Source organism: Pseudomonas sp. SIMBA_067, assembly GCF_046534675.1.
Lineage (GTDB): Bacteria > Pseudomonadota > Gammaproteobacteria > Pseudomonadales > Pseudomonadaceae > Aquipseudomonas > Aquipseudomonas putida.
In genome coordinates this window covers 283,041-296,335 of the sequence record NZ_JAWRYH010000002.1, presented here as the reverse complement: position 1 = coordinate 296,335, position 13,295 = coordinate 283,041, and the positions used below count along the sequence as shown (strand labels likewise).

The 13,295-nt window shown below is 65.1% G+C and carries 11 protein-coding genes; 8 read left to right on the top strand and 3 right to left on the bottom strand.

Going from position 1 to position 13,295, the window contains the following annotated elements; translation table 11 throughout:
* The first annotated feature begins 19 nt into the window (after nucleotides 1-19).
* Genes SB765_RS06605 through SB765_RS06595 form a run of 3 tightly spaced genes read left to right on the top strand, consistent with a single transcriptional unit; the run spans nucleotide 20 to nucleotide 2,649 of the window.
* On the top strand, nucleotides 20-802 hold the full coding sequence (locus SB765_RS06605; protein ID WP_016502104.1) for a sulfite exporter TauE/SafE family protein: 783 nt from the start codon (nucleotides 20-22) through the stop codon (nucleotides 800-802).
* Between the two features lie 16 nt (nucleotides 803-818).
* Complete coding sequence (lgt, locus tag SB765_RS06600; protein WP_341797042.1) at nucleotides 819-1,628, top strand: prolipoprotein diacylglyceryl transferase; 810 nt, start codon at nucleotides 819-821, stop codon at nucleotides 1,626-1,628.
* Between the two features lie 49 nt (nucleotides 1,629-1,677).
* Nucleotides 1,678-2,649 (top strand): thymidylate synthase, encoded by a 972-nt coding sequence (locus tag SB765_RS06595; RefSeq protein ID WP_132844900.1) that lies wholly within the window; start codon nucleotides 1,678-1,680, stop codon nucleotides 2,647-2,649.
* 56 nt (nucleotides 2,650-2,705) lie between these two features.
* Here the strand turns inward: SB765_RS06595 and cadR are convergent, their stop codons facing one another.
* Nucleotides 2,706-3,149 (bottom strand): cadmium resistance transcriptional regulator CadR, encoded by a 444-nt coding sequence (cadR, locus tag SB765_RS06590; RefSeq protein ID WP_341797040.1) that lies wholly within the window; start codon nucleotides 3,147-3,149, stop codon nucleotides 2,706-2,708.
* Between the two features lie 83 nt (nucleotides 3,150-3,232).
* On the opposite strand from cadR, the gene SB765_RS06585 reads away from it, so the two are divergent.
* The 5 genes from SB765_RS06585 (at nucleotide 3,233) to SB765_RS06565 (ending at nucleotide 10,435) form a co-directional block, all read left to right on the top strand.
* On the top strand, nucleotides 3,233-5,485 hold the full coding sequence (locus SB765_RS06585) for a heavy metal translocating P-type ATPase (protein ID WP_410931100.1): 2,253 nt from the start codon (nucleotides 3,233-3,235) through the stop codon (nucleotides 5,483-5,485).
* Between the two features lie 9 nt (nucleotides 5,486-5,494).
* Entirely contained in the window at nucleotides 5,495-6,364 is an 870-nt protein-coding gene (locus tag SB765_RS06580; protein ID WP_341797038.1) for a LysR family transcriptional regulator, read from the top strand.
* A gap of 242 nt (nucleotides 6,365-6,606) precedes the next feature.
* Nucleotides 6,607-7,665 (top strand): putative 2-aminoethylphosphonate ABC transporter ATP-binding protein, encoded by a 1,059-nt coding sequence (locus SB765_RS06575; protein ID WP_410931099.1) that lies wholly within the window; start codon nucleotides 6,607-6,609, stop codon nucleotides 7,663-7,665.
* A gap of 1 nt (nucleotide 7,666) precedes the next feature.
* A complete protein-coding gene (locus SB765_RS06570) occupies nucleotides 7,667-9,391 on the top strand; it encodes a putative 2-aminoethylphosphonate ABC transporter permease subunit (protein WP_410931098.1) in 1,725 nt (574 codons plus the stop codon).
* 18 nt (nucleotides 9,392-9,409) lie between these two features.
* Nucleotides 9,410-10,435, top strand: coding sequence for a putative 2-aminoethylphosphonate ABC transporter substrate-binding protein (locus SB765_RS06565; protein ID WP_341797035.1), 1,026 nt, complete (start codon nucleotides 9,410-9,412; stop codon nucleotides 10,433-10,435).
* 98 nt (nucleotides 10,436-10,533) lie between these two features.
* On the opposite strand, the gene SB765_RS06560 is transcribed toward SB765_RS06565, so the two are convergent.
* Both SB765_RS06560 and SB765_RS06555 read right to left on the bottom strand, forming a co-directional pair.
* Entirely contained in the window at nucleotides 10,534-11,898 is a 1,365-nt protein-coding gene (locus SB765_RS06560) for a GTPase/DUF3482 domain-containing protein (protein ID WP_341797034.1), read from the bottom strand.
* Entirely contained in the window at nucleotides 11,891-13,282 is a 1,392-nt protein-coding gene (locus SB765_RS06555) for a DUF2868 domain-containing protein (protein WP_341797033.1), read from the bottom strand. The genes SB765_RS06560 and SB765_RS06555 overlap by 8 nt, the downstream gene beginning before the upstream one ends.
* Nucleotides 13,283-13,295 lie beyond the last annotated feature (13 nt).

Here is a 13,295-nt window from a genome sequence, read left to right as displayed (position 1 = left end):
GTTTTCCTGGGGAAGCCGAATGGAATTCGTGCTCTATCTGCTGTTGGGCGCCTGTGCCGGTGTGCTGGCCGGGCTGTTCGGCGTGGGCGGTGGCATCATCATCGTGCCGGTGCTGGTGTTCAGCTTCACCTTGCAGGGCTTCGACGCCTCGGTGCTGACCCACCTGGCGGTCGGCACATCGCTGGCAACCATCGTGTTCACTTCGATCAACGCCGTGCTTGAGCACCACCGCAAGGGCGCGGTGCAATGGCCGATCTTCGCCTGGATGACCCTGGGCATCCTGCTGGGGGCCGGTGTCGGTGCCAAGACCGCCTCGCTGATCCAGGGCCCGCTGCTGCAGAAGATCATCGGCGTGTTCGCCCTGGTCATCGCCGCGCAGATGGCCCTGGACCTCAAACCCAAGGCAAGCCGAGGCATCCCCGGCAAACCCGCCTTGATCGGGGCCGGTGGGGTGATTGGCTGGGCGTCGGCCATTTTCGGCATCGGCGGTGGTTCGCTGACTGTGCCGTTCCTGACCTGGCGCAGCCTGCCCATGCAGCAGGCGGTGGCCACGTCCTCGGCCTGTGGCCTGCCGATTGCCGTGGCCAGTGCCCTGAGCTTCATGCTGCTGGGTTGGCACGAGGAGCACCTGCCGGCCCACAGCCTGGGTTACGTCTACCTGCCGGCGATGGTCGGCATTGCCGTGACCAGCATGTTTTTCGCCCGCTTTGGCGCGCGTCTGGCGCACAAGCTGTCGCCCCGTTTGTTGAAACGCCTGTTCGCAGCGCTGCTGTTCTGTGTCGGCCTCAGCTTTTTGATTTGAATCGAGAGGAAGTTCCATGCTGCCTTACCCGCAGATAGACCCCGTGGCCCTGGCCATCGGGCCGCTGAAAATCCATTGGTACGGGCTGATGTACCTGATCGGCATCGGCGGCGCCTGGCTGCTGGCTTCGCGCCGGCTGCACCGCTTCGACCCCACCTGGAGCCGCGAGAAGCTGTCCGACCTGGTGTTCTGGCTGTCGATGGGGGTGATCGTCGGTGGCCGCCTGGGTTACGTGCTGTTCTACGACCTGCATGCCTACCTGGCCAACCCGACGCTGATCTTCGAGGTGTGGAAGGGCGGCATGTCGTTCCACGGCGGCTTCATCGGCGTGATGCTGGCGGCCTTGTGGTTCGGCAAGCGCAACAACAAGTCGTTCTTCGAGCTGATGGACTTCGTTGCCCCGCTGGTGCCGATCGGCCTGGGTGCCGGGCGTATCGGCAACTTTATCAACGCCGAGCTGTGGGGCAAGGCGACCGACGTGCCGTGGGCGATGGTGTTCCCGCCTTTCAGCGACCCTGCCCAGTTGCCCCGTCATCCGTCGCAGCTGTACCAGTTTGCCCTGGAAGGTGTGGCATTATTCGTGATTCTCTGGTTGTACTCGCGCAAACCGCGCCCGACCATGGCCGTTTCCGGCATGTTTGCGCTGTTCTACGGCATTTTCCGCTTTATCGTGGAGTTTGTGCGGGTGCCTGATGCCCAGCTTGGCTACATTGCCTTCGGCTGGTTGACCATGGGTCAGTTGCTTTGCTTGCCGATGATCGTCGGCGGCATCTTCTTGATCTGGTTGGCCTACAACCGCAAACCTACGGCAAAACCAGCCGTATGATTTTCACGGCAGGGGCGATCCCCCCTGCCGTTCTTGTTACAGGAAAGTCATGAAACAGTATCTAGATCTGGTCCGTGAAGTCATCGAGAACGGTACGTTGCAAGGCAACCGCACCGGCATCCGTACCATCAGCATGCCGGGCGCCATGCTGCGCTTCGACCTGCAGAAGGGCTTCCCGGCCATCACCACGCGCAAGCTGGCGTTCAAGTCGGCGATCGGCGAGATGGTCGGCTTCCTGCGGGGCGTGAAAAACGCCGGTGAATTCCGTGAGCTGGGCTGCAAGGTCTGGGACCAGAACGCCAACGAGAACGCCCAGTGGCTGGCCAACCCGTTCCGCCAGGGCCATGACGACCTGGGCGAGATCTACGGCGTGCAATGGCGTCAGTGGCCAGGCTACAAGCGCATCCCGCTTAGCAACCCGGCCGCTATCGAAATGGCCGAGAAGGCAGGCTTTCGCCGAATCGCCCAGGACGAAGAGGACGGCGTCGCCTTCGTCATTCTGTACAAGGCCATCGACCAGGTGCGCCAGTGCCTGGACACCATCGCCAACGACCCGGGCAGCCGCCGCATCCTGTTCCACGGCTGGAACTGCGCGCAGCTGGACGAAATGGCCCTGCCGCCGTGCCACCTGCTGTACCAGTTCCACCCGAATGTAGAGACCAAGGAAATTTCCCTGACCCTTTACATCCGCTCAAACGACCTGGGCCTGGGCACACCGTTCAACCTCACCGAAGGCGCGGCGCTGCTGTCGCTGTTCGGCCGCCTGACCGGTTACACCCCGCGCTGGTTCACCTACTTCATCGGCGATGCCCATGTGTACGAAAACCACCTGGACATGCTGAACGAGCAGCTCAAGCGCGAGCCGCTGGAAGCGCCGAAGCTGGTGATCAGCGACCGCGTGCCGGCGTTTGCCGAGACGGGCAAGTATGAGCCGGAGTGGCTGGAGAAGATCGAGCCGAGTGATTTCTGGCTGGAAGGCTATGAGCACCATGCGCCGATGACAGCGCCGATGGCGGTCTGATAGATCTCCATTGTTTGAACTGGCCTCTTCGCGGGTTCACCCGCGAAGCTTTTGGCTCAATGCCCGTGACTGCGCCCTACATGCGAATGCTCGGTGTCCGGCACCGATACCGCCCCGTTCGTCTCCAGTTGCTGCAAGATCGCGCATTCATTCCCCTGCACATTGCAGCGCCGCCGCAGCTCCACCAGCTGCTCTTGCAACGCCACCAAGCCATCGATCCGCGCCTGCACATGCTCGATATGTTCGTCGATCAGCGCATTGACGCTGCCGCACGAGTCGTCGGGGCTGTCGCGCAGGCGTAGCAGGCTGCGGATTTCTTCCAGGGTCATGTCCAGGGTGCGGCAGTTGCGGATGAAGGTCAGCCGTTCCACGTGGGCCTGGGTATACAGCCGGTAGTTGCCTTCTGTCCGGGCAGGCTCGGGCAGCAGGTTTTCACGCTCGTAGTAGCGGATGGTTTCCACCGCGCAGTCGGTGGCTTTGGCCAGTTCTCCGATCTTCATCACGAAATCTCCAGCAAGTGGCTTGACCCTATAGTGGCTACAGGGTGTTCACTTGGCAACAGGCTCACTTTAAGGACGACCCCATGAACCAGCCTGTCAGCCACGAACACAAGCATCCGCACGATCACGCCCATGGCGATGACGACCATGGGCACGCCGCCCACGGCCACAGCTGCTGCGGGGCCAAAGCCGCGCCGGCGCTGGTGCAGCTGACTGAAACGGGCAGTGCCCAGGCACAGCTCAGCCGCTTCCGCATCGACGCCATGGACTGCCCGACCGAGCAGACCCTGATCCAGGACAAGCTGGGCAAGCTGGCCGGTATCGAGCAGCTGGAATTCAACCTGATCAACCGCGTACTTGGCGTACGCCACACCCTGGACGGCACTGGCGACATCGAGCGTGCCATCGACAGCCTGGGGATGAAGGCCGAGCCGCTTGGTGCCGAAGGCGACAGTACCGCCGCCGCGCCCCAACCGGCCAAGACCCGCTGGTGGCCGCTGGCATTGTCGGGTGTTGCCGCCATCGCCGCCGAAATCGTGCACTTTGCCGCGCTGGCGCCGGAATGGCTGGTGGCGGCATTGGCGCTGGCAGCCATTCTTGGTTGCGGCCTGGGCACCTACAAGAAGGGCTGGATTGCCCTGAAAAACCGCAACCTCAACATCAACGCGCTGATGAGCATCGCCGTGACCGGTGCTGTGCTGATCGGCCAGTGGCCGGAAGCGGCCATGGTGATGGTGCTGTTTACCGTTGCCGAGCTGATCGAAGCCCGCTCGCTGGACCGCGCACGCAATGCCATCAGCGGGCTGATGCAGCTGACCCCGGAAATGGCCACGGTGCAGCAGGCAGATGGCCAATGGCGCGAAGTGGAAGTGCGCGAAGTGGCCACCGGCGCGCTGGTGCGGGTGCGCCCCGGCGAGCGCATTGGCCTGGATGGCGAAGTGACCAGTGGGCAATCCAGCGTCGATCAGGCGCCGATCACCGGCGAAAGCTTGCCTGTGGAGAAGGCCGTAGGCGACAAACTGTTCGCCGGCACCATCAACCAGGCGGGTGCGCTGGAGTTTCGCGTTACCGCTGGCGCGGGGCAATCGACCCTGGCGCGGATCATCAAGGCCGTGGAGGAAGCGCAAGGCGCGCGGGCGCCTACCCAGCGCTTCGTCGACCAGTTTTCCCGTATCTATACCCCGGTGGTGTTTGCCATCGCCCTGGCCGTGGCGGTGATCCCGCCGCTGTTCATGGCCGCAAGCTGGTTCGACTGGGTGTACCGCGCTTTGGTGCTGCTGGTGGTCGCGTGCCCGTGCGCCCTGGTGATCTCGACCCCGGTGACCATCGTCAGCGGCCTGGCCGCTGCTGCGCGCAAAGGCATCCTGGTCAAGGGCGGGGTGTACCTGGAAGGCGGCCGCCACCTGGATTACCTGGCCCTGGACAAGACCGGCACCATCACCCACGGCAAGCCGGTACAGACCGACGCCAAAGTACTAGAGCCGGTGTTCGAAGGCCGTGCGCAAGCCTTGGCTGCCAGCTTGGGCGACCGTTCGGACCACCCGGTTTCCCGCGCCATTGCCCAGTTCGGCAAGGAGCAAGGCCTGGCCTTGAGCGAGGTCGATGACTTCGCTGCGCTGGCCGGGCGCGGCGTGCGTGGCACCATCGCTGGCGAGGTCTACCACCTGGGCAACCACCGCCTGGTAGAAGAACTGGGGCTGTGCTCACCCGAGCTGGAAGCCCAGCTGGATGCGCTGGAGCGCCAGGGCAAGACCGTGGTCCTGCTGCTTGACCGCAGTGGCCCGCTGGCCCTATTCGCTGTGGCCGATACGGTCAAGGACAGCAGCCGCCAGGCCATTGCCGAGCTGCATGAGCTGGGCATCAAGACTGTCATGCTGACCGGTGACAATCCGCATACCGCGCAGGCCATCGCCGCCGTGGTGGGTATCGACCGCGCCGAGGGCAACCTGCTGCCAGGCGACAAGCTGAAAACCATCGAAACCTTGTACGCACAGGGCCATCGTGTGGGCATGGTGGGTGACGGCATCAACGACGCCCCGGCCCTGGCCCGCGCCGAGATCGGTTTTGCCATGGCCGCCGCTGGTACCGACACCGCCATCGAAACGGCCGATGTGGCGCTGATGGACGACGACTTGCGGAAAATCCCGGCCTTCGTCAGGCTGTCGCGCCAAAGTGCGGCGATCCTCCTGCAGAACATCGTTCTGGCGTTGGGCGTCAAGGCGATATTCCTGGCGATTACCTTTGCCGGCATGGCCACCCTGTGGATGGCGGTGTTCGCCGACATGGGCGTTAGCCTGCTGGTGGTATTCAACGGCTTGCGCCTTTTGCGCAAATAGAGGACGTGCATGCTGAGTTCGGAGCTTAAAGCCTTTTACATGGTGGCCCGCCTGGGCAGCATCACCCTGGCGGCGAAGAAGCTCGGGCTCAGCCAGCCCACGGTGACCACGCAGATCCGCAACCTGGAAAGCCAGTACGCGGTGGAGCTTTTCTACCGCGGCGGGCGGCGGCTGGTGCTGAGCGAAGAGGGCGTGCGACTGCTGCCGATGGTCAAGGCGCTGTTGCAACAGGAGGCCGACATCGAGTTCGAGCTGCGCAACAGCGGCCAGGCCCAAGGCAGCTTGCGCATCGCCGCCACGGCGCCTTACTACATTCTCGACCTGGTGAAAATCTACCGCGAGCGCTTGCCGCAGGTGGATGTAGCGGTGGAGATCGGCAACTCGCAGCAGGTGCTGGAAATGCTCGAAGACTACCGGGTGGATATCGCCGCTTCGTCGCAGCTGCTGGAGGACGCCCGGCTGGTGCGGCGGGTGCTGGGCACCGATCCGCTGGTGGTGGCGGTGCACCGCCACCACCCGTTGGCCCACCGCCAGACGGTGTCCATCGATGTGGTGGCCGGGCATTGCCTGTTGATGCGGGAGAAGGGCTCGACCACGCGCAAGCTGACCGAGCAGATGATGCAGGAGGCCGGGGTGACGGCCGGGGCCTTGCTGGAAATCGGCAGCCGCGAGTCGATCCGCGAGGCGGTGCTGCGCAACATCGGCATCAGCGTGATTGCCCGGCACGAGGTGCCGCACAACCCGGAGCTGCGGGTGCTGGCGCTGGAGAATGCGCCGGTGATGCATGAATACCTGTATTGCCTGAAGGAACGGCGCCAGGCCCGATTGCCGGCTGCCTTTCTTGGGGTGGCGCAGGAAGTGGCCGGCTCGCACTTCTGATTCAGGCGTACACAGCCGTTGTAGGAGCAGCCTTGTGCTGCGAAGAGGCCCTGACAGGCGCTGCAAATGCATGTGCTGTACCGGCCTCTTCGCAGCACAAGGCTGCTCCTACAAGTAGGGTGACGGCCTGTCAGGCCATTACCAAATTTGCCTATACGACTATCACCCGCTTTTGCCTTAACGCCACAGAACCTTCGCACAGCCTTCCTAGCATGGCCCCATCTCTTCGATGAGGCCCTGCCATGAACCACACCACCCCCGGCGCACAGATGAAAGTGCGCAACATCCACAAGCGCTTCGGTGCCTTCACGGCACTCAACGATGTCTCGCTGGACATCGCCGCCGGCGAACTGGTGTGCCTGCTCGGCCCGTCCGGCTGTGGCAAGACCACGCTGCTGCGCTGCATCGCCGGCCTGGAGCGCCAGGACCGCGGCACGCTGTATATCGGCGAGCGCGATATCTCCGAGCTGCCGCCCCAGGCCCGTGACTACGGCATCCTGTTCCAGTCCTACGCGCTGTTCCCCAACCTTACCGTCGAAGCCAACATCGCCTACGGCCTGACCGGCAGTGGCCGCGAGCCGGCCCGCCAGCGGGTGGCTGAAATGCTCGAACTGGTAGGCCTTTCTGGCAGCGAGAAGAAATACCCAGGCCAGCTCTCCGGTGGCCAGCAGCAACGTGTGGCCCTGGCCCGCGCGCTGGCCCCGTCGCCATCCCTGCTACTGCTCGACGAGCCGATGTCGGCGCTGGACGCCCGGGTCCGCGAGCACCTGTGCACCGAGCTGCGCCAGCTGCAACGTCAGTTGGGCATCACCACCCTGATGGTGACCCACAACCAGGACGAGGCCATGCTGATGGCCGACCGCATTGCGGTGATGAACAACGGCCAGGTCGAGCAGTACGCCACCCCGCAGGAAATCTACGACCAACCGGCCACGCCGTTCGTTGCCGAGTTCGTCGGCCAGGGCAACTGGCTGCCGTTCCAGCGCAGCGGCGACAGCCATGCCCAGGTCGGCGACATGAACATGCGACTGGCCCCGGGTTCGGCCCAGGCCAGCAGCGGCCGGCTGTTCTGCCGCCCGGAGGCGATCACGGTCAACCCGGTGGTACACGAAGAAAACCTGTTCCCGGCCATGGTCCGCGAAATCACCTTCCTCGGTAACCGCTGCCGCATGAGTTTTGAACTCAAGGCTCTGCCAGGCCATGCCCTGCTGGCCGAGGTGGCCCCCGAGGCCATGCCGCGCCTGGGTTCGCAGGACATCTGGGTGGCATTGCCGCCGCAGAGACTGCAGGTGTTTGCCTGAGATGGCCGCGCCAATGTCTCTGCCGCTGAGCCAGGCCAAAGCCGCGCCGCGTGCTGGCGTTGCCCTGGGCGATCGGTTGTTCGTCGTCGGCGGCAAGAGCCTGCTGCTGATCCTGTTGGTACTGGCCGTGCTGATGCCGCTGCTGGCGATCTTCTGGCGTGGCTTCAGCGCGGACGCGGGCCAGGGTGGCGGCTTGCTGGCAGCCCAGGAGCTGTTCGCCAGCGACAACTTCCACTGGTTGCTGGGCAACAGCCTGTCGGTGGCGTTCACCGTCGCGGCCATCGTGGTGCCGTTGGCCTACCTGTTTGCCTATGCCCTGCAACGTACGCTGATCCCGGCCAAGGGCCTGTGGCGGGGGATTTCGCTGCTGCCGCTGCTGGCGCCGTCGATGCTGCCGGCCATTGCCCTGGTCTATCTGTTCGGTAACCAGGGGCTGCTGCGCGGGTTGCTCAGCGACAACATTTACGGCTTCTGGGGCATCGTGCTGGGCGAGGCGATCTACACCTTCCCGCATGCGCTGATGATTCTGCTGTCGGCGCTGTCGCTGGCCGATGCCCGCCTGTTCGATGCCGCCTCCAGCATGGGCGCCGGCCCATTGCGGGCGTTTGCCAGCATCACCTGGCCGGCCACGCGCCAGGCGGTGTTCGCGGCGTTCTGCCTGGTGTTCACCCTGACCATCACCGACTTCGGTGTGCCGGTGGTGGTCGGTGGCGACTATCAGGTGCTGGCGCTGGAGGCCTACAAGGCGGTGGTCGGCCAGCAACAGTTCGGCCGTGGTGCGCTGATCGGCATGGTGCTGCTGTTGCCGGCCCTGTTCAGCTTCAGCGTCGACGCCTGGCTGCGCCGGCGCCAGGGCGAGGCCATGAGCGGCCGTGCCCAGGTGTTCGAGCCCAAGCCATCGCGTGGTCGCGATGCCTGCTTCCTGGCCATTGTGTTGCTGGTGTGCGCGGCGTTGTTGCTGGTGACCGGCATGGCGGTGTATTCGTCGCTGGTCACGTTCTGGCCGTACAACCTGTCATTGTCGCTGCGGCACTACATGTTCGAAGACACCGCCGGTGGCGGCTGGCTGGCCTACCGCAACAGCGTGAGCATGGCCATCGGCACCGCGCTGATCGGCAGCATGGTGATCTTCACCGGTGCCTACCTGATGGAGAAGACCCAGGGCCAGCGGCTGCTCAACCAGGTGCTGCGCCTGCTCAGCTTCATCCCCATGGCGGTGCCGGGCCTGGTGCTGGGCCTGGGTTACGTCTTCTTCTTCAACCTGAACGGCAACCCGCTGCATGTGCTGTACGGCAGCATGGGGCTGTTGGTGGTGTGCACCATCGCCCATTACCTGACCACTGCTCAGATGACCGCAACCACCGCGCTGCGCCAGCTTGATGGCGAGTTCGAGGCCGCCGCGCTGTCACTGAAGGCGCCGCTGTACAAGCACTTCCTGCGCGTGACCGTGCCGATCTGCCTGCCGGCGCTGCTGGACATCATCCGCTACCTGTTCGTTTCGGCCATGACCACGGTGTCGGCGGTGATCTTCCTGTACAGCCCCGACACCATCCTGGCGGCCGTTGCCGTGCTGAACATGGACGACGCCGGCAACGTTGGCGGTGCTGCTGCCATGTCCACCTTGATCCTGCTGACCAGTGCCAGCGCTTCATTGCTGCTGGCTGCAGCCTCACGCGGCCTGCTGCGCCGCTCCCAAGCCTGGCGTCAACGCGCCGCGACCGTCTGACCTGTAAGGAACCTACCCATGTACAAGCACCTTGCACTTACCGCTGCCGTTTGCGCCGTGTTCAGCCTGCAGGCTTCAGCCGCCGGTACCCAGCTGACGGTCTACACCGCGCTGGAAGCCGAGCAGCTGAAGAGCTACAAACAGGCCTTCGAAAAAGCCAACCCGGACATCGAGATCAAGTGGGTTCGCGATTCCACCGGCATCATCACCGCCAAGCTGCTGGCCGAAAAAAACCGCCCGCAAGCCGACGCGGTGTGGGGCCTGGCGGCGTCCAGCCTGGCCATTCTCGACCAGAACGGCATGCTTGAAGCCTATGCACCCAAGGACCTGGGCAAGATTGCCGGCAACTACCGGGACGCCGCCAACCCACCGGCCTGGGTGGGTATGGATGTGTGGGCCGCGACCATCTGCTTCAATACCATCGAGGCCGAGAAGCAGGGCCTGAGCAAGCCGGTGAGCTGGCAGGACCTGACCAAGCCTGAGTACAAGGGCAAGATCGTCATGCCGAACCCGGCCTCGTCGGGTACCGGCTTTCTCGATGTGAGCGCCTGGCTGCAGACCTTTGGTGAGCCGCAAGGCTGGGCCTACATGGACGCGCTGCACCAGAACATCGGCCAGTACGTTCATTCTGGCTCAAAGCCGTGCAAGCTGGCGGCTGCGGGCGAATTCCCGATCGGTATCTCGTTCGAGTACCCGGCCGTGCAGCTCAAGCGCCAGGGCGCGCCGCTGGACATCGTGCTGCCCAAGGAAGGCCTGGGCTGGGAGATCGAGGCGACTGCGGTGATCAAGGGCTCGCCCAAGGCGGAGGCGGCCAAGCGCCTGGCTGATTTCTCGGCCAGCCCGGCTGCCATGGAGCTGTACAAGGAAAACTTCGCCGTGCTGGCCGCGCCGGGTATTGCCAAGCCACAGACCGAGCTGCCGGCGGACTATGAGCAGCGCCTGATCAAGAACGACTTTGCCTGGGCATCGAAGAACCGTGACCAGATTCTGGCCGAGTGGCGCAAGCGCTACGACGGCAAGTCGGAGAAGGTGGCCCAGCAGTAACCTGTACCGGCCTCTTCGCAGCACAAGGCTGCTCCTACAGGTATCGCGTCCGCCTGTCTGGAGCAGCCTTGTGCTGCGAAGAGGCCAGGCCTGCTGACTCAAAATTGTGAAACCAGTGCCTCCAGCTGTTCCTGCCGCTCAGCCTGATTCAGTTTCGCCCCTGGGTTGAGGGTGGACCATTGTGGGTGCGCCCGCGCCTTCACCAGTGCCTCTGGCAACTTGCCCTCGCGCCAGGCCTTCTCATCCAGCTCACCCAGCCTGATGCTGTCTTGCGCCGCATGCCCGCGGTTATCCAGCGCCACCATCAACTGCTGCTGACGCAACGCCAGCAAGCGCAATACCGTGTCGTCCACGGTCAGCTCGCGTTTGCCCTTGAGCTTGCCCATCAAGCGTGAGCCATAGTTACGCGCCGTCTGCAACGCACCGCCGGCAATCGCGCCGGCCAGCGCTGCCGCGCCGAGGGTAAGCCCGCCGACCAGCAGATCGACCCCGGCCCCGGCTGCAGCGCCGGCCGCCACGCCGCTGCCCAGGCGCACGCCCAGCAGCTTCAGGGTTTCAGGATTGAACAGGTCATCGCCCCAGCGGCCATCCAGCAACGGCAGGTCGCTGGCATGGGCATCCTCGCGGCGGAAGGCATACAGCTTGAGCAGGGCTTCGACGCAACGCTGTTCACGTTGGCGTATGTCCTGGCGCAGCGCCTCTATGGCCTTGGCTTCCGCCGCTGGCTCGGCCTCGACGCTACGCCGGCAGGCGGCGCAGTCCAGCAGCAACTCGGCAATCAGCCGCTTGCCACTGTGCTGGCGGGCCAGGCGCTGTGCCTGCTGGTCGTCGATCAGCCGCTGCAGGGCCGGGCGGGCGTCCTCCAGCAGCAGGGCCAGGCTTTCATACAAGCGGCGCTCGCCATCCTCGGGCGGGGCCACGCTGTCGAACCGCACCAACGCGTGAAGCCCAAGCCGGGCAAGGGCTTCACGCCATTGCGGCTCGCGGTGCTGGTGGCTGGCGACGAAGTTGAGCACCGGCAGCAACGGCTTGCCGCAGCTGGCCAGCACTTCCAGTTCATCGCGGTACTTGGCCAGCACCGGCTCGCGCGCATCGATTACATACAGGCCGGCATCGCTGGCCAGCAACTGGCGCAGCACCTTGGCTTCCTGCTCGAAACGCTGGCGCGCTTCGCTGCCTTGCAGAAAGCGCTCCAGGCGGGCCGGGCCGTCCAGGCGCTCGCCCGGGCGTTCCAGCCGCTCGAGGTAGTCGAGCAGGGCAATGGCGTCCTCCAGGCCCGGGGTGTCGTACAGCTCCAGCAAGGCTTCGCCGTCCACCGACAAGCGCGCACCTTCTACATGGCGGGTGGTGCTGGGGCGGTGGGACACTTCGCCAAAGCCGACGTCACGGGTCAGCGTGCGCAGCAGCGAGGTCTTGCCAACGTTGGTGTGGCCGACCACGGCCAGTTTCAGTGGCTCAGTCATGGCCATGCTCCAGCCAGGTCAGCGGTGAGGTGTCGGCATGCTGCAGGCCAAGGCGGTCAAGGGCTTCGTGCCAATCGCCGAGGCGCTGGGCATCGACGGCCTGGCCCGGTGCAGCCTGCAGCAGCCAGATACGGGTTGCGCCGGCATTGCGCGCCAGTTCGGCGAGCAACGCCAGGCTGCCGCGGTCGGGCGAGCGCCGGGGGTCGCAGGCGATGGCCAGGCGTGCCGGGGGGAAACGGCTGAGTTGTTCGAGCAACCTGTTGCGCGATTCGCGGCTGTCGAGCACGCCGGCATCGATCACGCTTTCCGGCAGGGCGGGCGGCCAGGGGCGCTGGTCGTCCAGTTCCAGGCCCACCAGCAGGGCACCGCTGCTGCCGCTTTCCAGCTGGCCGGCGGCAAACTGTGGCAGGGCCTCGGGCGCGGCATCCTGCACGCCGATGCGTTCGCTGCGCGGCATCAGTGCATCACGCAGTTGCGCGTAGCCGGGCAGGCTCAAGTCCAGTGCCAGGCGCTCGCGGCCCTGGCGCCAGCGCCACAGGCACAATGCAGCCAGTACCATGCGTGGTAACAGGCCATACACCAGCACCACCCCCAGCAACCAGCTGGCCCAGGCCTGTCGGGCTTGCTCCAGGGCCGGCAAGGTGTCGCCGCTGGCGCGGATCATGGCTTGGTCGGGCACGGCAAAGCCCAGCAGCGAAGGCAGGGCGCCCAGGGCTTGGGTCAGGTGGATGAACGGGTCGGCGGCAAGCAGCGTGGTTTCCCAGACAAAGCCATAGCGCCGGGTCGCCAGCAAGGCCAGCAGCATGCCCAGGGCGGTGAGCATGGCCAGCAGCCACAGGCCATGCACCAGCAGGCCGAGCAGCCAGCGGTTCAGGCGTTGGCGTTGCAGCAGCACCAGCAGCGCAGGTGCCAGGTGTGCGGCCTTGGCATCGCGGGCAAAGCGTTCACTCAGCCATAGCCACAAGCGGCCCAGCCCTGCGCCATGCTCGCCGCTTACGGCAAAACCGATGGCCCAGCCCAGCAGCGTCAGCAGGTTCAGCCCGAGCAGGCTGCCCAGGGCCCAGAACACGTTCACCGGCCGCTGCCCGTCGCCCAGGGCGGCCAGGGCCAAGCCCGCGCCGCTGAGCACGGCCATCAGCAGCAAGGCCAGCAGCGCCAGGCGCGCGCCTTGCTTCCAGTGGCGCAGGGCGGTGCTCATGCCATCGCGTTCGGCCAGGAACAGTGCACGGGTTTCGATGCGGGCCGCCAGGTCGCCGCCCAACTGGCGGGCGCGACGGTTGGCTTCCTGGTCTTCCAGGGGGCCGGCGTGTTCCTCGCGCAGGCGTACCGCTTCGGTGAGCCAGCGCTTGTCCAGTGGAGTCGGTTCAGTCACATGGTCTTCCATTGCACAGGTCAGG